The sequence below is a fragment of the Neobacillus niacini genome, assembly GCF_030817695.1.
In the GTDB taxonomy this organism is placed as follows: domain Bacteria; phylum Bacillota; class Bacilli; order Bacillales; family Cytobacillaceae; genus Neobacillus; species Neobacillus niacini_F.
Window position 1 is genome coordinate 4,554,305 of record NZ_JAUSZQ010000002.1, and the last position, 22,175, is coordinate 4,576,479.

Sequence of the window (22,175 nt, forward strand, 5' to 3'; positions counted from 1 at the left end):
ATGTTTTTGACAATTCCTCTATTAACAACAAAAAATCTCCTGCAATTTATGCAAGAGATTCTTTTTCAGAAAAAATTTGATTTAATATTTTTATTTTTTCATCCGTATAAGCTTCAAAGCTTTCATTATATGTTTTAGGGTCTTTGGGATTAGCATACTGTGTAATTTTTCCCGTTTTCGGGTCAATGAATTTGCTGGAAGCGCCGCATCCTAGCCCGATGATCGTCTGTTGTTCCTCCATTATCATGATATTATAAATACTTTCTTGATTTGGAAACGCGTAGCCAACATTCTCAAGATTACCGAGAATATTTTTTTGACGATAGAGATAATAGGGAACATAGCCGTGACTTTCTGTCCACTCTGTTGCTAGATTCATCATTTGTTCTACTTCATCACGACCTGCAACTTTATATTTACCCTTGTTTTTCGTCATTTCTGAAGCGCGTTTAAACGATAAAGTATGGACGGTTAGGGACTCCGGCATTAGCTTTTCTGTTTCTGCCAGTGAATGTGTAAATTCAGCCATCCCCTCGCCAGGAAGACCAATGATAAGGTCCATGTTAATATTGTTCATGCCCATTTCTCTTGCTAAATGATACTTATCAATGGTTTCTTTAACACTATGATGGCGCCCAATTGCCTTTAAAGTTTCTTGTGTATAGGATTGGGGATTGATGCTAATCCTGTCGATTTTCCATTTCTTTAATACCTCTAATTTTTCAGGGGTAATGGTATCTGGACGTCCTGCCTCGACCGTTATTTCACGTATATTCTCAACGTCTGGGAATGACGCATACATTTCTTCATAAAGCATATCCATTTCTTCAGCTGTAATACTCGTTGGGGTACCGCCTCCATAGTAAACCGTTGTAATTCTTATATCCTTTTCCTTTAGCCATTCACCAATTTTCTTTATCTCATAGTGCAGACCACCCAAAAACGAATCTACCGATCCTTGTCTGCCGTTTATCGCATAGGCTGGGAATGTACAGTAGGCACATTTTGTCGGGCAAAATGGAATCCCAATATAAATGCTGACTTCTTTTTGCAAGTCATAAAGATCAGGAACTATGGCTAGCTGCCTATCGACAATATGCTGCATGAGCTTGACTTTTTCATCTGAAATCAGATAATCATTTTTTAATTGCTGGTGGGCAAGTTCTAGAGGCACACCCTCTTGGACTTTACGATGTAAAAGCTTTGTTGGTCTAACCCCAGTAAGGATTCCCCACTTTTGGGTAATGCCTGTCCAATTCTGCAAAAGTGTCAAATATACATGGGCAACAGCATTTTTTACCTGCTTAAAATATTCCTTCTCCTTTTGAAAGGGCTGTACTGTTTTTTGATATTCTGTTGAGAAGTTCTTCCCCTTTGTATCAAGTAATTCAGCAGAAACCTGAATATGTTTATCTTCAGTTATAATAAATTTTATAGTTAAATCTGCCTCATCGTCTAAAACCTTCACAATCTCTGTTTCTTCAAAAAACAAATTTGCAATCAGCGTTAATTGACGATCAAATCTGGCATCCTCTAACCCGATAATCGAAATTCTCATTAGAATCACTCTTTCAAATTAAACTTCTTTAAGTGTACATAATCACAAAAATAAGGTCAATACAGTGGAAATCATTCACAAAAGTCAAAGACATCACCGTAGTGACGATGATGTCTGCTAATTTACTTCTTAATGATATTCATTTTTCTTAAAAACTCAATTGGCTGCTGCTTTCTGAAGTGTTCTTTAACCATATAGGCGACACCGTGCTCATTTTTAGATCGAGTCACCCAGTCTGCTGCTCTTTTTACTTCAAATTCAGCATTCCACATCGCCACACCTAACCCTGCAGCCGAAATAGCAGGGATATCATCTAATCCTTCGCCAATAACAACCATTTCCTTAAGTTGGATACCAAGATGGCTGCCAAGAAACGATAAACCCTTTAACTTTGAAACACCTGCCGGGACAATATCTAAGCGCAAACGGTCTAGCTGAATGGGTTCAATTTCTGTAAACATCTTTTCAATCGCCTTTTTTGCATCCTGTAGATCACTTTCCTCTTCAAAATAAACCTCTATTTTCGGAGCTGTCACCGGTTGATCATGTAAATATTCACTTAATGACGAAACAAATTGCTGAGAATAAAAAACAGGATCCCCTGATGTAAATACGGTTTTGGCTAACAAATTGTTATTTAATTTCAACCTGTTAGCTAACGAAAATTGTTCATGTACCAGCCTGATTTGACACGGCATACCCTCTAGGAAACGAACGGTATCATAAGTAATATTCTCGTTAATTCTTTCAACGTAATTTTGTTTATCCTGGATATTTGCAATATAGGCACCTTGATGTGTAATGAGCGGGTTTTTTATTTTCAATGCCCTAGCAACCTTCTTTGCTGAGGGAAAGCTTCTCGATGTCATGAGCGTTACATAAATTCCTTTTTGCTGAACATACTCAATGGCTTCCTTTGTTGACTTATGAATTTTCCCGTTACTTTGTAATAGAGTTCCATCAATATTTAATGCAAGCAAACGATAAATCATTACGCTGCCCCCTGTTCTTGGTGAAGTTACCCTTATAACACTTTTATGATTTTTCACACACAGATAGAACAAGTGCAGTAGAAAAGAAAAAGCTTCCGGAAAAACCGAAAGCTTTTTGTTATGGTATTATAAATTTCCGTAAAGTTCCTCTAAAGGCTTCATAATTAGTTGGTTTAGCTCCCCAATAATCATGCTCATTCGCTGTTCTGCCTGCATGAGACGGGCTATTTTTTCATTTTGTTGTACAACCGATACCGTTGATTGCGCCTGTTGGACTTCCTGCTCTGATATCTCTTGCCCCATCATTTGTTTTTGTTGTAAATTCATTTGAATTTGACGGAATTGATCAAACATATTCTTTGCTGCCGGGTCTGCATTTACTTCATGATACATTTGCTGTAATTGTTTATATTCATCGCTTTGACGAATTGCCTTTTCTAATGCATAGGCTGCATCGTATAAATTAACGGACATTCATTCCACTCCTCTTTCGAAAATAATCCTAATAACTATAACAAACTATGTAGGTAAATGCGAGGATGTTCAACTGCCCGTAATAAAGTATCACCAACCATTGGGCGATAACATACGATACCATATCTACGAATGCCTATTTTATAAAACATATTCGCCAATAAATGAGGAGTGACTATGCCCCCTATCACAATTGTTCCTATAGAAGCAGGTATCGGAACCGACATGTTTGCTCAAATGTCCTCACAATTGTTCAAACAGTTAAAGCTTGAAAAACAACAAATCAAGGTTTCTATAGGAAAGAAAATGGTGAAAGTTAATCTGCGAATTGTCGAGATGACACCTAACGAGATTCATTTCCCTGAAAATCTATTTCAACATTTTTGTTTACCAATTCAACCATATAAATTTCATTCGATTTATAAAAAAGAAATGAATTCACTTTTTTTTGGTCCAATCATTGGTTTGGTAACAGACTTTAAAAATAAAGGAAATCATGAACCCCATTTTGGTTCAATCCATAACTTTTGTGAAGAACTTCATCATGGGATAACAGATAACGGTGGATTTCTATATGTATTTTCCTATCCGAACTTTTCTGTTGAAGGATATTATTTTGACGCTGGTTTATGGAAGCCTGCAGGACTCCCTCTGCCAGATGTTATTTATAATCGTATCCACTCCCGGCGGTTGGAATTTGGTAAGGAGTATCAGTCATTTCGCCAAAGACTTGCTGAGTTATGTATTCCTATTTTCAATGATCGCTTCCTTTCAAAATGGGAGGTTCATGAGCACTTAATCCATGAAAACCATCTTCATTCTTATATACCAGATACAAATATTTTCACAAAAGATAATCTAACCGCTTTTGTAGAAAAGTATGAAACTATTTTTATTAAACCTGTACATGGAAGTCAGGGTAGAAATATTTTTAAACTACAAAAAGAAAACAGCCATTTTTCATTAGAATCTTCGGTCACTTCACCATTAGAAAAGCAAACAATCCTTTCCTTTGGAGAGATATATGGACATCTAAAACCTTTGTTGAACAATCGAATCTACATTATCCAACAGGGAATCCCCCTTCTAACTTTCCAATCTAGAGGAATGGATTATAGAATATTATGTCATAAAAATCATGAAAACAACTGGGATGTTACCTCTGTGGTTGCCCGGATTTCGGCAGAAAATGAGTTTGTATCGAATATTGCCAGGGGCGGGGAAATTATGACTCCAATAAACGCGCTAAAAGAGAACATGAGTATTAGCGAGGCGAAACGGGTCATATCTCAAATGAAAGATTTAGCCATCGAAACGGCCATGATTATTGAAAGAAAAACTTCAGGAATCACTGGAGAACTGGGAATCGACATTGGAATTGACCGGGATGCCAGACCTTGGATCATTGAGGTAAATTCAAAGCCATCGAAAAACTTTGAGGATGGTCAAATGAAAATTAGACCATCTGCTAAAGCGATTATTCAGTTTTGCACAAAGCTTGCATTAGATACAACCTCAGAAATGGAGGATTCATAGATGAAAACCTTTGGAATTATGACTTTAAACTTTGAAAGTGAAGCATTGTATATTGATGGAATAGCCGCACTCAGTCAATCCTGTGGCATGGAATGTTTTCACTTTCTTCCCTCTTCTATTAACCCACTTACCCAACAAGTCCAAGGGAGACGTTATAGTGCAATAGAACAACGTTGGTTTGATGACGAATTTCCAATTCCCGTCCTCATCTATGATCGCTGTTTTTACGGAGATGATGAACATTCAAAGCAATGCATTCCAATTGTTTCATGGTTAAAAAGCAGAAATGATATTACTTTTTTGGGCTTTGGATTGCCTAATAAACTAGAATTATACGGAACATTAACCACTTCTCGATTGGCACCCTATTTACCCCATTCACAATCAATTAAAGATTGCTCAGAAGTAGTATCTGCTTTAACTAAACAAAAAAAGATTATTATAAAACCCATTAATGGATCTCAAGGTTACGGAATTTATTATTTAAAGAAAAACGATAAAACCATCCATGTTAAAACCGAAAAGAATAAGAAAATTATCTCTAGAATTTTCCCAAATGAAACGAAACTGTGTCAATGGCTGCAGCCCCTGATTAACTTTCGGCCATACCTGCTTCAGCCTTACCTTGAATTATCAAATGCTGCCTCAAAGCCTTTTGATATTAGAATTCTGCTGCAAAAGGATGAACAGGGCGTCTGGGTAGAACGGGGAAAGGGAATTCGAATAGGAAATACGGGAGGTATTCTTTCAAACCTAAGTGCCGGAGGCTCAGTAATAGACTTTTCTACCTGGTCCTCCTCCTTACCACCAGCTGGTAAGGAATATATTTGTTCGGAGTTGAACTTTATAATAACCAATCTCCCATATATCCTCGAAAGAGAAATATCACCATTATTTGAAATTGGAATTGATATCGGAGTGGCGAAGAATGGAGCCCTTTGGATTTTAGATGTGAATTCAAAGCCAGGAAGAAAAGTAGTTTTACAAACGGACCCAGATTTAAAAGAAACCTTATTCCTTGCACCACTTCTTTATGGAAAATACCTTAGTCAATCAGAAAATAAAGAAAGGAAGAGCAACTATGAGAAAACGCTATACCATTGAAATAGCTGATAACAGCCAATTAGTTGTATATTGTCCTCAAGAGCTCTTGCAGGATAGGGTATTTAATAAAATTGCATTTGGTTCAAAAACAATTGAAGTTAACTTTAAACCTCATTCTAGGAAAAACAATTCTATTGTGATAAGCAATGAGGTTAAAAAACAATTACTTTTTCCTGACTTTTCAATAAAATTACATGTATTTGTTGAACACCATGTGCTCAATCTGGGGCCGCTAGTTGGAATTTTTACAGCAGGTTTCACCCCATTCCCCCACCGGCCGATAGGTGACAGAACGAACTTTTTCTCAAAATTATTATCGGTTAAAACAAACGTAGGGGCGATTCCATTTGTTTTTGGAGAAAAGCATATCAATTGGGATACAGGGACCATAAGCGGTTATTTTTATCACGACCACAATTGGCAGAGTATGGAGGTCCCCTTCCCGCATGTTATTTATGACCGGCTGCCAAATCGAAAGAGTGAAAGAAACCCCAAGCTGGCGAAGGTAAAAGAAACTTTACAAAGGGATTATCTGATTCCATGGTATAATCCCGGCTTTTTCAGCAAGCTTGATATTTATGAAAGATTACAGCAGGACCATTCAGTCACTAGATACCTCCCGGAAACACATCCATTTACTTCCTTTTCAATGATCGAAGATATGCTTTCTAAATTTGGTCATATCTATCTAAAACCAATAAATGGAAGCCTAGGATTAGGTGTCCATCAAATCCTGTATGATAAAATCCAAGACGAATATTACTGTCGCTATCAAGATCGTGAGGGTATGAATCGTCTACGAAAGTTCTCATCCTTAGAAGGATTGTTTCAAATCGTTTTTGCTAATCGTAGTTTAGACAAAATGATTGTTCAACAAGGAATTCACTTATTACGGCATGAACAGCGGCCAATTGATTTTCGGATACACACAAACAAAGACGATGAGGGTGTCTGGCATGTTACAGCAATCGCTGCAAAAATAGCAGGGCTTGGCAGTGTAACAACCCATGCCCGAAGTGGCGGGGAAATCAAAACAGTTGCGGAAATCTTCGAACCAGATGAATGTAAACTTTTTACAGAAAAACTTGTAAATGCTGCACTCCTATTAAGTAAAGCAATTGCAAACCACATGGAAGGCATCATTGCAGAGATTGGTTTTGATTTAGGAATTGATAAACATGGTGACATCTGGTTATTTGAGGCAAACTCCAAGCCAGGGAGATCGATCTTCAGTCATCCAGAGCTTAAAAATTTCGACCAACTTACCTGTAAGTTATCGATGGCGTTTGCTGTTTTTTTGACGGAACAAACTATCCTGCATCCCGAGGAAGTCATCAAATGGTAGTAATCAATCAATGGAGAAAAGGAATATCCCCTGTTATCGGAATTTTGACTGCACGGAAAAAAGATGGCTCCATTGCTGGAAATGGCACACTCTTTATTGAACTGCAAAAAAAGCTTATTTCACTTAATGGAATAAGCTTTATCTTTACGCTGGATGGCGTTCATCAAGAATCCATAGATGGATTAATATATAATCCAAAAAGTAATGCATGGGAAAGGATTACCTCTCCTTTTCCCGATCTCGTTTATAATCGAATACCCTTTCGAAGTTCAGAAGAAGAACTAAAAAGCAGTATGTTCTTTGCGAGCTTGAAGGAAAATAACATTCCCTATTTTAATCCCGGATTTATTGATAAATCGGAGCTTTATTATCTTTTTAGTAACCATCCCTTTCTTCACACCTTTTTACCATCCACGATACCAGCCATTCATAAACAAAAGCTTTCGGCCTTTTTATCTCATTTCCAATCGATTTACTTAAAACCTTCTCAGTCAGCCAGAGGGAATGGGATTTTTAAAGTAGAGCTAGATGCTCAGAAAAAAATACATGTAAAGGGATTAAAAGAGGACTATGTATTCGTCTCATTTGATTCTTTTTGGGAAGAGTGGGAAAGCAAACTATTGGAGAAAAACTATTTGGCTCAAGAGGAAATAAAGTCCGCTCTTTATGAAGGAAAAAGATTCGATTTTCGTATCCTAGCACATGCCGAAAACAATCAATATAAGGTTACAGGAATCGGAATCAGACAGTCCCAAAAGCAGGATATCACTACTCATATTCCTTCTGGGGGAAAACTTTTGCCTTATGAACTATTACGGAACGAGGAATACGACCTCTTAATTGAAACCGTTGTCCAACATATTGGTGCCTCACTATCTGAAACGTTTGGCTTTTTCGGTGAATTCTCAATTGATATGGGGATCAGTCAATCAGGGGAGTATTTTATTTACGAAGTGAACTCAAAACCAATGAGCTTTGACGAGAGCCACATCGAAGAGAGAAAAATTGAACATCTATGCCAGCTATTCCTGCAGCTAACCGGCAAAAAAAGTGATTAAAAACTTTTGCTGGATTGTATTCATTTTTTCCCGTAAGCTAGTATTAATTACTAGTATTTAAGGGAGATGTTGCTGTTGCTGACTCACTTTCAATTTAAGCCTTTATTTGAAAATAAGAATATTCCAGGCTGGAATTTTTCCTTTTACTATAAAAAACAAAGATATTCAGGTATCTATCACCAAACCGGAAAAATTGAATGGACAGTGAATACTCCAGAACAAGATGATATTGAAACATTAACCAGCCAAATCCATGAGCTAATGCTATACCATGTTTACGAATAACGTCTAGACTGAATGAAATATTCCCCTTTCCGTAAACTATTAGAAAACAGGAAAGGGATTGGTCTTTATGGAAAAAGGAAAAAATGTCCAAGCCAAAACAGATTTACAGTATGAAGGAAAAGATAAAGTCTATTTAGATATTGACAGAATTATAAATGAAGGATTATCAGGCGGCTCCGTTCATTCGCGTCACGATTCCACCAATATCGAAGAAGCAAGAAATCTGACAGAAGAAGAACCCCCATCTAAAGTAAATAAATAAAGCATAAAAGGCTGACAAGTTGACCCCTTAACGAGTCAGCCTTTTATAATTAAAGCAGGATTAATGTTATAATTAGTGCATTATTCTAAATTTATTAAAAATGGAGAAGTTAATCTTGTTAAAAAATCTCATTTCCTTATACACAAATTCAATTTTATATACTGAACATCCTAAACATACATCCGACCAATTTTACATATTTTTTGACGGATCCCAAAAAAACTGGCTTGCGATTCCGAAATCAAATCTAACGGAAAAAGAACTCAACCTTCTTCAAGTTCTATATGAACAAGTGAAAATTCCTTCGAAGCCCTTAACAACACTATCGCGAAAATGGCATGATTTTCTACTATTAAATGGGCCCATGCCCTCACTAAGTACCGACAGTAATTTTCGATTCATTCAGTTTCATATTAAAGGTCTTGGGGTTGACCCAACAGAAATTGAGCCAGCAATAAAAGGTTTTTTTTCTGATGAGGTACAAATTATTTGGGAAGATGAACATAATGGGATCGTCATTGAAGAAAGAAGACAATTGTCTCTTACGGAAAGTGAATTAACTTCCATGGCAGATACGTTAGAAAGTGATTTTTATGTAAAAATATCTTTTTATTTCGGGAAAATTTACCCATACTCTAGTCACTTACGTACCCATTTTGTGCAGGAAAAAGAGTATTTTGAATTCGCTAAAGAAAATCTTGAACGTACCAATATTCTTACCTTTGAAAAAATCTTTCCAGCTTTTGTAGCATTCAATCTGCCTGAATACATGAAAGAAAAGATTAAAATGGAACTTTCCTCTGTATTCTCTGAAGATCCTGAGTTATATACGACAATCAAAGTCTTCCTTGAAAATAACCTGAATGCTAGTTTAACGGCTAAAAAATTATATATCCATCGAAATACACTACAATATCGTATTGATAAATTTATTGATAAAACAGGAGTACAATTAAAGGACTTTTACGGAGCTTTTACCGTCTTTTTAGCGTGCCTGCTGTTTGAACAAAGGAAATAGGACATAATGCACAAAATTGGCTTTAAGAACTTTGTGCATTGTGTCCATACTGTTTGGAAACCTTTTCATGTACACTTAAGTTAATCAAAACAGGGAGGGTTTACAAAATGGCAGAATTAAAATTAGATCATATTTATAAAATCTATGACAATAAAGTGACAGCGGTTACAGACTTTAATCTACATATCCAAGATAAGGAGTTTATCGTATTTGTAGGTCCGTCTGGCTGCGGTAAATCAACAACATTACGTATGGTCGCTGGTCTTGAAGAAATTTCAAAAGGTGACTTTTATATCGACGGAAAAAGAGTGAACGATGTAGCTCCTAAAGATCGTGATATCGCAATGGTATTCCAAAACTATGCCCTTTATCCTCATATGACAGTTTATGATAATATGGCATTCGGTCTTAAACTTCGTAAGTTTCCAAAGGATGAAATTGAACGTCGTGTAAATGAAGCTGCAAAGATTCTTGGATTAGAAGCTTATTTAAAAAGAAAGCCTAAAGCATTATCAGGTGGTCAGCGTCAGCGTGTTGCATTAGGACGTGCGATTGTCCGTGACGCAAAGGTATTCTTAATGGACGAGCCTCTTTCAAACCTTGATGCGAAACTTCGTGTAGCGATGCGCGCTGAAATTGCTAAGCTTCACCGTCGTCTAAATACAACAACTATTTATGTAACACATGACCAAACAGAAGCAATGACAATGGCTTCAAGACTAGTAGTTATGAAGGATGGACTTATCCAACAAGTTGGAACACCTAAAGAAGTATATGAAAAGCCTGAAAACGTATTCGTTGGCGGATTTATCGGTTCACCTGCCATGAACTTCTTTAATGGTAAGCTTGAAAATGGCAAGTTTGTAATCGGAAAAACTTCAATTGCTGTTCCTGAAGGTAAGATGAAGGTTCTTCGTGAACAAGGATATGTAGGTAAAGAAATTATTCTTGGTGTTCGTCCAGAAGATATCCATGATGAGCCTGTATTTATCGAGGCTTCTGCAGGCACAAAAGTTACCGTAAATGTTGATGTAGCTGAGTTAACTGGAGCAGAATTAATGGTCTACTCAAGTTTAGATGGTCAGGACTTCGTTGCCCGTCTAGATTCAAGAGCTGACATTCACCCAGGAGATACTTTAGACCTGGCATTTGATTTAAATAAAGGTCACTTCTTTGACGCTGAAACTGAGTCCCGCATCCGCGTGGCGAATGAATAATTAGAATTAAGGTCCCGCATTCGCGGGACCTTTTTTAGTATTGCTATTCTTTAATAAAGATAACCTCGTCGTTATGGCAGGATGGACAAGTATATAGGTGAGGGCATTTTTTCCCTGAATTACTGTCCGGATAACCGTCCTCCATTTTCATTAAATCAATTTCCATGTACGGACTATAATCATCAAAAAAATCAATCAGTCTTCCGCTATCCACCATTTGTTCCCCGCAATGTGTACACAAAAGATACATTTCACGTAAACCATTACATATTGGGCATATTGACATATCCATTCACCCTTTAGTTTTTTATATGAGGTTAGTTTGCGTTACAATTACGGCACTATGTAACGGAATAAATTACCAGATAAATAATCGAATAAGCTGTCCGATTTTAATCATAATAAATATTACAAAGCAAGCAACAACAAACATCTCAAAGCAACAACCTTACATCGATGGGTTACCAAGTGTGAAAAGGAAATCCCTTTTCACCAACTAAAGGGTCTAAAGCCGGTGCAAGTCCGGCTAACCCAGCCACACAAAAAAAGTATGCTCCAATATCTTACTACTTTCAATGTGGGTTAGGCCAAGGTGGCAATGGTTAGCATAACCATAATGGTTCAATTCCATACTGACCCCAAAATTATTAAGAGGAGTGTTATTCAACTATGGCTAGTAACAACAACTCTAATCAACTTTTAGTACCAGGCGTTCAACAAGCACTTGATCAAATGAAGTACGAAATCGCTTCAGAATTTGGTGTTAACCTTGGAGCAGACACTACTTCACGTGCTAACGGTTCTGTCGGAGGAGAAATCACTAAGCGTCTTGTAGCAATGGCAGAGCAACAACTTGGCGGATTCCAACGCTAATTTTAAGTAAAACACTGTAAAAAATTAAATAATATGGCTTAAGCCCCCTCCACTATCGGAGGGGGCTTTCATTTGTGTTAACAGTATTCCTTAGACCATATTTTCCGGCTTAATCCATTCGTCAAATTGTTCTGCGGTAACATATCCTGTTTTGACAGCAGCTTCTCTTAACGTACAATTTTCTTTAAAAGCTAATTTGGCAATTTCAGCTGCTTTTTCATATCCAATGTACGGATTTAGTGCCGTTACTAGCATCAAGGATCGTTCCACATGCATTTTAATGACGTCTTTGTTGGCCTCTATTCCAATAGCGCAATTTTCATTAAAGGAACGAATACTATCTGTTAATAGTGTGATCGATTGAATTACATTATAGATAATCACTGGCTTAAAAACATTTAATTCAAAGTTTCCCTGGCTTGCCGCAAATCCAATCGTCGCATCATTCCCAAAAATTTGGCATGCTACCATCGTTAACGCTTCACTTTGCGTTGGATTTACTTTACCCGGCATAATCGAACTCCCCGGTTCATTAGCAGGGATGATCAACTCACCGATTCCACTTCTTGGTCCACTGGCCAGCCACCTCACGTCATTGACAATCTTCATTAAATCAGCTGCTAAAGCTTTTAAAGCACCATGTAAGAATACAATTTCATCATGACTAGTTAATGCATGAAATTTATTTGGTGATGCTTTAAATGGATATCCTGTATAGGCGGCAAGTTTTTCTGCTGCCTTCTCACCAAATTGCGGATGAGCATTGATACCAGTGCCGACAGCTGTACCACCAATAGCCAAGTCAAGTATATACTTCCTTGCGTCCTTCAACATTCTTTCATTCTTTTCAAGCATAACCCTCCAACCGCTGATTTCTTGACCAAGCGTGATGGGTGTTGCGTCCTGAAGATGTGTTCTCCCAATTTTCACGAGATTTATAAAGGCCGTTTCCTTCGATAAAAGGGTGCTTTTCAATTCACTGAGCGCAGGGAATAGATTCTCCGTTATTTTTATGTACGCAGCCACATGCATAGCAGTTGGGAAGGTATCATTAGAGCTTTGAGACATATTTACATCATCATTAGGATGAATCCTCTCAACACTTCCTTGACTGCGAAATAATTCATTCGCTCGATTTGCTATAACCTCATTTACATTCATATTGGTTTGTGTTCCACTTCCAGTCTGCCAGACAGCAAGTGGAAAATGCTCATTAAATTCTCCTTTAAGTGTTTGATCACAAACCGTCAGAATTGCGGTCATTTTTTCTTTCGACAGTTTACCTAAATCATGGTTAACCTCTGCTGCTGCTTTTTTAATTAAGGTTAACGCATAAACCACTTCTAGGGGCATTTTTTCGGCGCCAATTTTAAAGTTTTCGGAGCTGCGTTGTGTTTGTGCCCCCCAGAACTTGTCAATTGGGACCTGAATCTCACCAAGAGTATCTTTTTCCAATCTGAATTTTTCCATACCTTTCACCTCACTACTTCATTTTTGCATCTATATTCTTATCCTTATTCCCTTTTGCTAAAAAAAAATGCAGACATTTTGTCTGCATTTAATGTTTCACGATCATATAACCAATATAATACGAAAGAATTAAGAAACTACCAATTACATTTACAATTGAAAAGTCAGTCATCTACATTCCACCCCTTTTATTATGAAAGAGCTTAAACATATATAAATTATCATAATAAGGAGTTTTTACCTGTGATAAAAATAACAGTTTATTGAGATAAAATTGAAGACTTTGTGACATTATCCAACAAGTCCGGCACTGCCTTTCTGGAGTTCATACATTTGATAGTATTTACCCCCTAGAACCATTAATTCTTCATGTGAGCCACGTTCGACAATCTTTCCTCGGTCTAACACAAGTATTTGATCAGCATTGCGAATGGTTGATAACCTGTGCGCAATAATAAACGTCGTCCTACCTTTTTTCAAGACATCCATGGCTTCTTGGATAACAGCTTCGGTTTCAGTATCTATGCTTGATGTGGCTTCATCTAAAATTAAAATAGCTGGATTAAAAGCCAGGGCTCTTGCAAAGGAAATTAACTGGCGCTGTCCGCTGGATAAAGTACTGCCTTTTTCGATTACCGGTTCATCATAACCATTCTCCAGGTTTCTAAAGACCTTGTCTGCTCCAACATCCTTTAATGCTTTTTCTACCGTTTCTCTAGTGATCGATGGGTCACTAAGACTAACATTCGAGGCAATCGTACCCGTAAATAAATATGGATCCTGCAAGACGATCCCCATATGATTACGAATCGTTTGGCGTGGAATGCTGACAATATCCTTGCCATCAATAAGAATTTTGCCCTTTTGACAATCATAAAAACGGAACAGCAGGTTCATGATTGAGCTTTTTCCAGAACCAGTGTGTCCTACAAGGGCAACGGTCTCCCCTTGTTTCGCCTCAAAGTCAATATCTTTTAATACATACTCGCCATCTTTGTAACCAAATGACACATGATTGAATGTCACATTACCTTGGAATCGATCTATTCTTTCTGAACTTACATTCTCACCCGGCTCATCCATAAGTTTAAAGACTCTCTCGCCAGCCACTAAGGCTGTTTCCAAATTGGCTAATTGATTAACAATCCCCTGTACTGGATTAAATAGACGATTAATGTAATCAACAAAAGCATAAAGCACACCTAGAGAAATAACAGAAGCAGGATTTAACGCTTGAACCCCAAAATACCAGATGAATGCAACAAAAACGAGACTTCTTAAAACTCCCACTAAATTATGTGAAGTTAAAGCATTTAAGCTTAATAATTTATTTTGGTAAGTAAAATGTTCATTATTAAGTTTTTCAAATTCCTTTTCTGTTTCCTTTTCTCTCCTAAATGCTTGTATAATACTCATGCCGCCAATCGATTCATTTATGGTTGCATTGATATCACTTATTCGAGAACGAATAACATGATTGTATTTGGAAGCAAACTTTCGATACAGTAACATCCATCCGTAAAGGATTGGCAAAAGTAATAAACAAATAGCAGCCAGTTTCACATCTAGTATAAAAAGGGCCACATATATCCCTGTAATATAAATCGCACTGGTAAAAAATTGCGCTAACACAGTCACATATAACTCACGTATAGCTTCAGTATCATTGGTAATCCTCGCAACCACTTTACCAGCTGGAAGATTATCAAAGTATTGGATTGGCAGCCGTTGAATCTTGCCAAATACATCCTCACGCATTTTTTGGATGATACGATTTGCGGACTTCTGCAGTAAAAAGCGCTGACCATATTGGAAAATCGCTGAAATGACTAATAGGCATAAATAAATGACCAGCAGTGTAATAATCCCTGGAATCTCCAGTTTGTAAAACGCCATTAGCTCTTTCGTTGTAAGGACCTGTGCTTCATATTCCGCCTTCTTAGAACCCTTTTGGACCGTTAAAACACCTTCTTTAAAGGTCCTTTTCCCATCAAATTCAAGATTCCCTTCAACCATGACAAACTTTGCAGCTACCTGCAAAATTCGAATTTCTTTACCCTTTTGTTCACCGATTGAGAAATTCTTCTCTTTTTTATAAAATTGCTCGTTATATTCTGCTGTGTTTTTCCGACTGGAAGTCTCATACCAAACAGATTCAATACCTAAAATATGTTGGTCAATAATATTTTTTGCAATGAATGGACCTGCCAAATCAGTAACAACGGAAATGGTCAGCATAAATAATGCCGCAAAGATGATTTTTTTATAGTTTAATGCATACTGTGTTAATCGTCGGCTAGTATTCATGCTGTCACCTCCTCTTCTAAATTATTTTCCACTTGTTGACGTAAAAATTGTTCTTTATACCAGCCATCATTAGAAAGCAGTTGTTCATGAGTGCCTGCTTCGCTTATTTTTCCATCATCGAGAACGAGGATTTGGTCTGCATGCTCAACAGCTGACAATCGATGAGTAGTGATAATCGTGGTTTTGTCTTTTCTAATCTCACGAATATTATCAATAATTCTCTTTTCTGTTTTGGCATCAACAGCTGACAACGAATCGTCAAGTATCAAAATTTCAGGGTTTTTAATTAAGGCCCGTGCAATAGAAATTCTTTGTTTTTGACCGCCGGACAGTGCAACGCCTTTTTCACCGACCAGTGTTTCTAACCCTTCCGGCAGCATCTCTAAATCCTCTCTTAATGCGGCTAGATCAATCGCCTTCTCCAATTCTTCATCTGTTGCTTCTGAATTACCAAAAAGAATATTTTCTTTTACACTTTTTGAAAAAAGAACATGATCTTGGGGTACATAGCCAATCCACCGACGAACTTGATTTAGAGTTTGCTTGTTAAGAGGTACACCTGAGATAGACAGTTCACCTGTTCCAAGAGGATATTGTCGTAATAACTGTTTAATTAGTGTTGTTTTCCCACTGCCTGTTTTCCCAACAATCCCCAACGTCTGTCCTTGAAGCAATTGAACAGAAATATTTTTTAAATTATCCTCCTTTGAGGATGGATAGCGAAACGTTACTTCTTTAAAATCAACTCTGTCCGCAGTTTCTACTCTAACTGGGTTTGAAGGATTCTCAACGCTTTCTTCAAAAGACAATGTTTCATTTACCCTGTCTAGGGAGGCATTTCCTCTTTGCATAATATTAATTAATTCACCAATCGCAAACATTGGCCAGATTAACATTCCTAGGTAGACATTAAAGGAAACTAGGTCACCTAAGGTTATTGCCTGATTAAAGACTAAAAATGCACCATACCCCAGGCCAATCATATAACTTATTCCGACCAGTATTTTTACAGTTGGATCAAATAACGAGTCGATCCTTGCTACTTTTATATTTTTATGAAAGACATCTTCTGTCAGTTGATGGAACCTATCGCGATCTGCCTCTTCCTGAACAAAGGCACGAATCACCCTTACACCTGCCACCGATTCTAATACTCGATCGTTTAACTCTCCAAATGCATCCTGTGCTTCCATAAAGCGCTTATGAATTCTATTACCATAAATTTGCATGATGTATGCCATAATTGGCAGTGGAAGGATGGCTGCAATGGTTAGCTTCCAGCTAATTAACAGCCCCATTGTAATAATGAGTGTTAACATCCAAACACTTGAATCTACAAGGGTCAATATCCCAAACCCTGCAGTGATGGAGATCGCCTTTAAATCATTTGTAGCTCTTGCCATTAGGTCGCCAGTTCGATTTTTTTCATAAAATGTTGGTGACATTTTTAACAAATGCTTCATAAAACGCGATCTTAACTTCCTTTCAACCAGAAAAGCCCCGCCAAATAATTTATACATCCACACATAAGTGATTCCATATGAGACAACGATTATTAAGATAAGCCACCCTAGATATTTTATGATTTTTCCATTATCCATAACACCAAGATGGATATCGTCAATTGCCATCCCGATTAATTTAGGCGGAACAACGTCTAGAATCCCTACAAGAATTAATAATGATATAGCAATAATATAGCGCTTCCAATTTTCTTTAAAAAACCATTTTAATTTCTTTAAAACCGAAAACATGTCAATCCCCCCTTATAAAAAAAAGACATACCGCAATAGAGTGCAGTATGCCTCGAAACTAAAAATAGAGACAAAAAAACACACGTTACGTGTAAAAAGAACGCAACCTGTGTTTTAATTATCATTGAATTAAAATAAACTCACTAAAAAAAGGGTGTTAGGGAGCAGGTTACATTCGAATATTCAGTTGCTGGTAAAGTTCCGTGTAAAACAATCATCTTGTAACCCTCCTTTTCCTTTTTTTACATCCTTTGTTAGATTATCACCAGTTTATTTATATGTCAATTCCTATTTTTCAGAATTTTTCCAGTTAATTAATCAGTCTTTTTTCGAAAGATTTTACGAACAAATAATAAGTAAAAAAGTGTTGGCATTGGAGCTTGAATTAGACCAACAATTCCCCATAACCAATAGTTGTGATTGCGTTTCCTCGCATCTAAAAATAAATAGACACTTTGCAGTAAAAGGATAGCAGCAACAAAAACAATCAAAGTAGGTGACAATTCATTACTCATTAATTTTCACCTTCTTACGAAACCCATTAACTGAGTAGAATAGAATAAAAACCGGAGTTATGATTTGAATAAAGAGAAAAACCGCCGGCATTTGATAAAAAGAAACAATGATTCCACTTAATATCAGTAATGCGATGATAAGAAATAATGATAATTCTTTCCTTAATTTTTTTCTGTTATTTTCCTTTTCTGTTACTACCATATTTTCAAACCATTGTAGATCCGGAGTATAGACAGGGAATTGATCAACCTTGCTTAACCCTTCTTGCAGTTTGTGAATAGCATCCAAGTCATGATTATTTTGTTGTTCGTTGTCGAGTATGACGACTTTCTGTTTCTTCACCTAGTTTCAGCTCCCTTCTTACCGCCAAAATTCCATTATGAACCCTTGATTTCACCGTTCCGGAGGAAATTTTCATCCATGCACCAATTTCATCGTATGAATATCCATAATAATGCTTCAGTACAATGGGAACCCGAACGTCTACTGGTAATTTACCTAATGCCTCCAGTGCATCGTTCCATTCCTCATTCCGGCTTTCGAAATGCCATTTCATTTTCCGAAAAACTTCTTCTTGCCCTAACCATTTGTTTTCTCTCTTTTGCTTTCTGCATTGGTCAATATAAGCGTTAGTGGCAATGGAAATCAGCCATGTTGAAAATTTGCTTTGACCATTATAGAGATTAATTTTTTGAATACATTTTGCCATTGTTTCTTGAGCAAGTTCCTCTGCCATATCTGGATTCATTGTAATTTTCATTAAATACTTTACAAGGAACGGATAGTTTTCTTTAAACAACATGGCAAATGCAAGATGATCCCCTTCTTTTGCGCTTTTTATTAACGGATCCATCACACTTGTCCTCTCTTTCTACCATCTACCCTCTTTTTCCTTTCTATTTATGTATAAGACGTGAATATAGTCATTTCGTTCACGAATAATTAAAATTGTATCAAAAAAAGGCACGAATTTCTTCGTGCCTTCTTCTTAATGATTCATGTTTGGCCCTATTTTTTTCCATCGCTTTTCCCACTTTTCTCTTTGTCTTTTCCACCTTTTTTCCCATTTATTTGAATCCTCATTAAAATGCTCTTCAAGTGATTTCCGGTTCTGTTCTGCCTCTTTCTCTTTCTTTTCAATTAACGTGTCGATGTGCTCGACTCCAAAACTACTAGAAGGTGTACCTTGTAATGCTTGTTTCATTACTTCGCGAAATACAATAGCTGCTCCCGCACCGCTTGTCGTTTTCAAATAATGTTTTTCATCTGTTTTATCGTAGCCCACCCACACAGCACCAACAAGTTGTGATGTATAGCCAACAAACCATTGGTCCTTGACCCCTGTGACTCCTTGAATCGGTACTTGCGTCGAGCCTGTTTTTCCTGCAATCTCCCTGCCCGAAATTTGTGCGCTTTTTCCAGACCCATGCTCCACAACTCCAAGAAGCATGGTATTGATGCGATCAGTTACGGATTTTGTAGTGACCTTTTCCTTTTTTTCCTTCCACTGGGAAATCAAATTACCCTCTGCATCCACAATCTTTTTTATGGAATGAGCTTTAATTCTAACCCCATTATTAGGAAAGACAGAATATGCCTCAGCCATTACAAGCGGTGATACACCTTGTTCTAACCCACCGAGTGCAAGCGATAGATTACGATCACCTTTTTGTAGAGGTATACCAAAGCGTCTGGTTGAATTTAATCCTTTTTCGATTCCTATCTCATTTAATAACCAGACTGCCGAAACATTTTTTGAGTCTTTCACTGCTTCGTACATTGGCACTTCTCCCGCATATTCATGATTATAATTTTTTGGCTCATATTCACCAAAGCTCATTGGCTCATCCTTTAACATATCTGTTATTTTCCAACCAGCTTCAAGTGCAGGTGTAAAGACTGCAATCGGTTTAATAGAAGAACCTGGCTGTGCTTTTAATTGCGTTGCTCGGTTATAACCCCTAAAAGTATGCTCCCCTCGCCCGCCAACAATTGCCCGGATACCACCTGTTTTGGGATCAAGCAATATCCCTCCGCTTTGCACCAGAGAATCTTCCCCCTTTGGAAATATATCATCTCTTTGATACGTCTTTTCCATCGCATTTTGCATGGCTGGATCAAGTTCGGTGTATACTTTGTAGCCGCCTGTTAATAATTCATCCTGTGATAAATGATAGACTTTGATGGCTTCTTCAAAAACTTGATCCACATAGTGCGGATACTTCCCACGAAATGGATCTCCGCCTTTATTATTTAAAACTACTTTTTCATTTATCGCTGCTTCATATTGCTGTGTTGTTATATAGCCTTGATTCTTCATTTGAGATAGTACAAGATTTCTCCTCTGGGTTGCCTTGTCCAAGTGTTCATAGGGGTTTAGAGAAGAAGGTGCTTTTATTAATCCTGCCAGCAACGCTGATTCGCTAATAGTAAGATTCTCGACCTCTTTAGCGAAATAATTACTTGCTGCATGCTTAATTCCCCAAGCACCATCACCAAAATAGATTTGATTTAAGTACATTTGAAGAATTTCAGATTTGCTAAACTGTCGCTCAATTTCCATCGCTAAAAACACTTCATCTATTTTTCTTTTTAAAGTTTTCTGCGAGGTGAGTAACGTGTTTTTTGTTAATTGCTGGGTAATTGTACTGCCGCCTTCTACCATTCCACGAGCTTTGATGTCTCGAATAAGTGCTCTAGTAATCCCAATATAATCGACACCATGGTGCTCGTAGAATCGACGGTCCTCTATTGCAATCACGGCATTTTTCATTGATTCCGGTACCTGATCGATTGATATACCTTCATTTTTATTAGCAGATACTTTACTCGCAACCTCTCCATTCAAGTCATAAAAAACGGTTGCTTGAGGAAGTTCATTTTTTAAGGAAGAAATATCTGCATCCATGGAATAAGCGTACACAATTCCTAGAAAGCCCAAAACTAAAAGAGAAAACGACAGAACCATAACTTGGTTCATATGCCAACGCTTCCAATTATTCACTACCTTTTTCATAATTCCTCCTTAATAAGGATAAGAAATTAAGGACATCATTTTCTTTTTCCCAAGATAGGGAAAAATTATCCAAAAAAAAAGCACTCGAAATAAAATTCAAGTGCTTTTCTTTAATCTATCTTGGTTAATTCTTTAAAGCGGATTTTGGATTGTTTTTCGTCAAAGCTGCTGTAAACCCGATAGTGTTTGTCATCCAATATTCGGAAGTGTTTACTAAGAATATTCTGCTGGAGGATAAAACCGTTTTTTCTTGAGACTTCCCGCCACCAAATTCTTCCCCCAAAGGTTTTCATTTTTCGATAATCTATTCCTTCACGTGCCACGGTTTCCAAGACTTCAAGCGGTTCACTTCCAAATAAAAATTGGACAGTTTCTGTTTCTCTAAATAAAGCACAAATGGTGACAACCGTAGACCAGCCTGCCAGCACTCTTCCTTTTTCAATTTGAACCAAGGTTTTCTTTGAAACACCAATGATCTCCGCCATTTTATCCTGGGTATATCCTGCCTCTGTACGAATTAATCGCAGTTTATCTGAAACTAACCTAATTATTTCATCCCTATTCAATTAAAACCCTTCCTTCAGTACACCTATTAGTGTAATTTTACACAAGTTCACTCATATTGAAAAGAAAAAAAACGTTGATAATGGATTGAGTAAATAAACTCCTGGTAAAGCAATTAATCATCCTATATTATTTTCGAAAAAAAAATAGAAAAGTCACAGACTTTTCTATTTTTCAACTTATATCATTTTTTTCGGTGCGGCACTGATGACAAGGATTACAATAATTGCACATACGATAAAGCTTGGAAGCATATAGGTTCCATTGTATATTAGGGAATATACAGCTGCTGGCTGCCCTTCAGGTGCATATTCGCCAAAAAACACAATTCCTGATAGTACATGAGCAAGATATCTTAGAGCACTGCCTAAAAATGTTCCCATAATCACAAATGTGATCCATTTTTTCCTATTATTATTGGAAAGAGAGTCTTTCACTTGAGAAGCAAAAATACCTGCTAAACCAACTACTGAAAAGGCAATAGCATAATCAATAATTCCTTGTAAAAGGGTATAGATTTGTGAAAAACCAAGGATGAACTGAAGTAATCCTAGTAAAAATCCAGACAAGATTCCGCCTTTTACACCCCAACGAAATGACATTAGGAAAATGGGAATCATCGCAATAGAAATGGAACCTCCCTGTGGCCATATTTTTAGAGACAACATTCCTGAAACCAAATCTAATAAATATGCTAGTGCCGAAAATACTGCTACCTCAACCAAGAATAATGTGTTACTACGCTTTTTCTCCATACAAGTTCCCCCTAATATGTTTGAATTTTGGAGAACGTTCGAAAGTTGATACTGAAATATGACATATTAAT

The 22,175-nt window shown here is 37.1% G+C and carries 22 protein-coding genes; 9 read left to right on the top strand and 13 right to left on the bottom strand.

All coding sequences use genetic code 11. From position 1 onward, the window contains the following. Positions 1-46: 46 nt before the first annotated feature. From QFZ28_RS23040 to QFZ28_RS23050, 3 genes are all read right to left on the bottom strand, one after another. Complete coding sequence (locus tag QFZ28_RS23040) at positions 47-1,558, bottom strand: coproporphyrinogen III oxidase (RefSeq protein WP_307196820.1); 1,512 nt, start codon at positions 1,556-1,558, stop codon at positions 47-49. Positions 1,559-1,680: 122 nt separating this feature from the next. Further along, the gene (locus QFZ28_RS23045) at positions 1,681-2,550 is read right to left on the bottom strand and encodes a Cof-type HAD-IIB family hydrolase (protein ID WP_307196821.1); all 870 of its coding nucleotides are present in this window, start codon (positions 2,548-2,550) and stop codon (positions 1,681-1,683) included. 126 nt (positions 2,551-2,676) lie between these two features. Further along, the gene (locus QFZ28_RS23050) at positions 2,677-3,024 is read right to left on the bottom strand and encodes a YlbF family regulator (protein ID WP_307196822.1); all 348 of its coding nucleotides are present in this window, start codon (positions 3,022-3,024) and stop codon (positions 2,677-2,679) included. A 177-nt stretch (positions 3,025-3,201) separates the two neighbouring features. Between QFZ28_RS23050 and QFZ28_RS23055 the strand changes: the two genes are divergently transcribed. The 8 genes from QFZ28_RS23055 to QFZ28_RS23090 all read left to right on the top strand — a co-directional run bounded on the left by QFZ28_RS23055 (position 3,202) and on the right by QFZ28_RS23090 (position 10,849). Next, positions 3,202-4,560, top strand: coding sequence for a YheC/YheD family endospore coat-associated protein (locus QFZ28_RS23055; RefSeq protein WP_307196823.1), 1,359 nt, complete (start codon positions 3,202-3,204; stop codon positions 4,558-4,560). After that, entirely contained in the window at positions 4,561-5,664 is a 1,104-nt protein-coding gene (locus QFZ28_RS23060; RefSeq protein ID WP_307196824.1) for a YheC/YheD family endospore coat-associated protein, read from the top strand. Continuing rightward, complete coding sequence (locus tag QFZ28_RS23065; RefSeq protein WP_307196825.1) at positions 5,642-7,009, top strand: YheC/YheD family endospore coat-associated protein; 1,368 nt, start codon at positions 5,642-5,644, stop codon at positions 7,007-7,009. The genes QFZ28_RS23060 and QFZ28_RS23065 overlap by 23 nt, the downstream gene beginning before the upstream one ends. Continuing rightward, positions 7,003-8,067, top strand: a complete 1,065-nt coding sequence (locus QFZ28_RS23070; protein ID WP_307196826.1) for a YheC/YheD family endospore coat-associated protein — start codon at positions 7,003-7,005, stop codon at positions 8,065-8,067. The genes QFZ28_RS23065 and QFZ28_RS23070 overlap by 7 nt, the downstream gene beginning before the upstream one ends. A 75-nt stretch (positions 8,068-8,142) precedes the next feature. Further along, positions 8,143-8,352, top strand: coding sequence for a YheE family protein (locus QFZ28_RS23075; RefSeq protein WP_307196827.1), 210 nt, complete (start codon positions 8,143-8,145; stop codon positions 8,350-8,352). A gap of 67 nt (positions 8,353-8,419) precedes the next feature. Beyond that, positions 8,420-8,614, top strand: coding sequence for a hypothetical protein (locus QFZ28_RS23080; RefSeq protein ID WP_307196828.1), 195 nt, complete (start codon positions 8,420-8,422; stop codon positions 8,612-8,614). A 115-nt stretch (positions 8,615-8,729) separates the two neighbouring features. Further along, on the top strand, positions 8,730-9,632 hold the full coding sequence (locus QFZ28_RS23085; RefSeq protein ID WP_307196829.1) for a PucR family transcriptional regulator: 903 nt from the start codon (positions 8,730-8,732) through the stop codon (positions 9,630-9,632). A 107-nt stretch (positions 9,633-9,739) separates the two neighbouring features. Beyond that, a complete protein-coding gene (locus QFZ28_RS23090; RefSeq protein WP_307196830.1) occupies positions 9,740-10,849 on the top strand; it encodes an ABC transporter ATP-binding protein in 1,110 nt (369 codons plus the stop codon). 43 nt (positions 10,850-10,892) lie between these two features. On the opposite strand, the gene QFZ28_RS23095 is transcribed toward QFZ28_RS23090, so the two are convergent. Continuing rightward, positions 10,893-11,135 (bottom strand): hypothetical protein, encoded by a 243-nt coding sequence (locus QFZ28_RS23095; protein ID WP_307196831.1) that lies wholly within the window; start codon positions 11,133-11,135, stop codon positions 10,893-10,895. 383 nt (positions 11,136-11,518) lie between these two features. Here QFZ28_RS23095 and QFZ28_RS23100 point away from each other — a divergent pair, with 383 nt between their 5' ends. After that, positions 11,519-11,722, top strand: a complete 204-nt coding sequence (locus tag QFZ28_RS23100; protein WP_034675254.1) for an alpha/beta-type small acid-soluble spore protein — start codon at positions 11,519-11,521, stop codon at positions 11,720-11,722. Positions 11,723-11,812: 90 nt separating this feature from the next. On the opposite strand, the gene fumC is transcribed toward QFZ28_RS23100, so the two are convergent. The 9 genes from fumC to thiT all read right to left on the bottom strand — a co-directional run bounded on the left by fumC (position 11,813) and on the right by thiT (position 22,104). Then, positions 11,813-13,192: a class II fumarate hydratase gene (fumC, locus tag QFZ28_RS23105; protein ID WP_307196832.1), complete on the bottom strand. Its 1,380-nt coding sequence runs from the start codon at positions 13,190-13,192 to the stop codon at positions 11,813-11,815. A gap of 291 nt (positions 13,193-13,483) precedes the next feature. After that, complete coding sequence (locus QFZ28_RS23110) at positions 13,484-15,499, bottom strand: ABC transporter ATP-binding protein (RefSeq protein ID WP_307196833.1); 2,016 nt, start codon at positions 15,497-15,499, stop codon at positions 13,484-13,486. Then, positions 15,496-17,253, bottom strand: a complete 1,758-nt coding sequence (locus QFZ28_RS23115; RefSeq protein ID WP_307196834.1) for an ABC transporter ATP-binding protein — start codon at positions 17,251-17,253, stop codon at positions 15,496-15,498. The genes QFZ28_RS23110 and QFZ28_RS23115 overlap by 4 nt, the downstream gene beginning before the upstream one ends. 314 nt (positions 17,254-17,567) lie before the next feature. After that, positions 17,568-17,768 carry a sigma-Y antisigma factor component gene (locus QFZ28_RS23120; RefSeq protein WP_307196835.1) on the bottom strand — a complete coding sequence of 67 codons (201 nt, stop codon included), beginning with the start codon at positions 17,766-17,768 and terminating at the stop codon, positions 17,568-17,570. Then, complete coding sequence (locus tag QFZ28_RS23125) at positions 17,761-18,111, bottom strand: YxlC family protein (protein WP_307196836.1); 351 nt, start codon at positions 18,109-18,111, stop codon at positions 17,761-17,763. Before QFZ28_RS23125 ends, QFZ28_RS23120 begins: the two co-directional genes overlap by 8 nt. Beyond that, positions 18,065-18,622, bottom strand: coding sequence for an RNA polymerase sigma factor SigY (gene sigY / locus QFZ28_RS23130; RefSeq protein WP_307196837.1), 558 nt, complete (start codon positions 18,620-18,622; stop codon positions 18,065-18,067). Before sigY ends, QFZ28_RS23125 begins: the two co-directional genes overlap by 47 nt. A 135-nt stretch (positions 18,623-18,757) precedes the next feature. Then, on the bottom strand, positions 18,758-20,785 hold the full coding sequence (locus QFZ28_RS23135; protein WP_307196838.1) for a transglycosylase domain-containing protein: 2,028 nt from the start codon (positions 20,783-20,785) through the stop codon (positions 18,758-18,760). A gap of 110 nt (positions 20,786-20,895) precedes the next feature. Then, a complete protein-coding gene (locus QFZ28_RS23140) occupies positions 20,896-21,351 on the bottom strand; it encodes a helix-turn-helix transcriptional regulator (RefSeq protein WP_307196839.1) in 456 nt (151 codons plus the stop codon). A 177-nt stretch (positions 21,352-21,528) separates the two neighbouring features. Beyond that, positions 21,529-22,104 (bottom strand): energy-coupled thiamine transporter ThiT, encoded by a 576-nt coding sequence (gene thiT / locus QFZ28_RS23145; protein WP_307196840.1) that lies wholly within the window; start codon positions 22,102-22,104, stop codon positions 21,529-21,531. Positions 22,105-22,175: the final 71 nt, after the last annotated feature.

What these genes read in the sequence shown, in the direction of transcription:
- QFZ28_RS23040 (WP_307196820.1), bottom strand. Translation starts at nt 1,558, where the DNA reads ATGAGAATTTCGATTATCGGGTTAGAGGATGCCAGATTTGATCGTCAA.
- QFZ28_RS23045 (WP_307196821.1), bottom strand. Translation starts at nt 2,550, where the DNA reads ATGATTTATCGTTTGCTTGCATTAAATATTGATGGAACTCTATTACAA.
- QFZ28_RS23050 (WP_307196822.1), bottom strand. Translation starts at nt 3,024, where the DNA reads ATGTCCGTTAATTTATACGATGCAGCCTATGCATTAGAAAAGGCAATT.
- QFZ28_RS23055 (WP_307196823.1), top strand. Translation starts at nt 3,202, where the DNA reads ATGCCCCCTATCACAATTGTTCCTATAGAAGCAGGTATCGGAACCGAC.
- QFZ28_RS23060 (WP_307196824.1), top strand. Translation starts at nt 4,561, where the DNA reads ATGAAAACCTTTGGAATTATGACTTTAAACTTTGAAAGTGAAGCATTG.
- QFZ28_RS23065 (WP_307196825.1), top strand. Translation starts at nt 5,642, where the DNA reads ATGAGAAAACGCTATACCATTGAAATAGCTGATAACAGCCAATTAGTT.
- QFZ28_RS23070 (WP_307196826.1), top strand. Translation starts at nt 7,003, where the DNA reads ATGGTAGTAATCAATCAATGGAGAAAAGGAATATCCCCTGTTATCGGA.
- QFZ28_RS23080 (WP_307196828.1), top strand. Translation starts at nt 8,420, where the DNA reads ATGGAAAAAGGAAAAAATGTCCAAGCCAAAACAGATTTACAGTATGAA.
- QFZ28_RS23090 (WP_307196830.1), top strand. Translation starts at nt 9,740, where the DNA reads ATGGCAGAATTAAAATTAGATCATATTTATAAAATCTATGACAATAAA.
- QFZ28_RS23095 (WP_307196831.1), bottom strand. Translation starts at nt 11,135, where the DNA reads ATGTCAATATGCCCAATATGTAATGGTTTACGTGAAATGTATCTTTTG.
- QFZ28_RS23100 (WP_034675254.1), top strand. Translation starts at nt 11,519, where the DNA reads ATGGCTAGTAACAACAACTCTAATCAACTTTTAGTACCAGGCGTTCAA.
- fumC (WP_307196832.1), bottom strand. Translation starts at nt 13,192, where the DNA reads ATGGAAAAATTCAGATTGGAAAAAGATACTCTTGGTGAGATTCAGGTC.
- QFZ28_RS23110 (WP_307196833.1), bottom strand. Translation starts at nt 15,499, where the DNA reads ATGAATACTAGCCGACGATTAACACAGTATGCATTAAACTATAAAAAA.
- QFZ28_RS23115 (WP_307196834.1), bottom strand. Translation starts at nt 17,253, where the DNA reads ATGTTTTCGGTTTTAAAGAAATTAAAATGGTTTTTTAAAGAAAATTGG.
- QFZ28_RS23120 (WP_307196835.1), bottom strand. Translation starts at nt 17,768, where the DNA reads ATGAGTAATGAATTGTCACCTACTTTGATTGTTTTTGTTGCTGCTATC.
- sigY (WP_307196837.1), bottom strand. Translation starts at nt 18,622, where the DNA reads ATGGATCCGTTAATAAAAAGCGCAAAAGAAGGGGATCATCTTGCATTT.
- QFZ28_RS23135 (WP_307196838.1), bottom strand. Translation starts at nt 20,785, where the DNA reads ATGAAAAAGGTAGTGAATAATTGGAAGCGTTGGCATATGAACCAAGTT.
- thiT (WP_307196840.1), bottom strand. Translation starts at nt 22,104, where the DNA reads ATGGAGAAAAAGCGTAGTAACACATTATTCTTGGTTGAGGTAGCAGTA.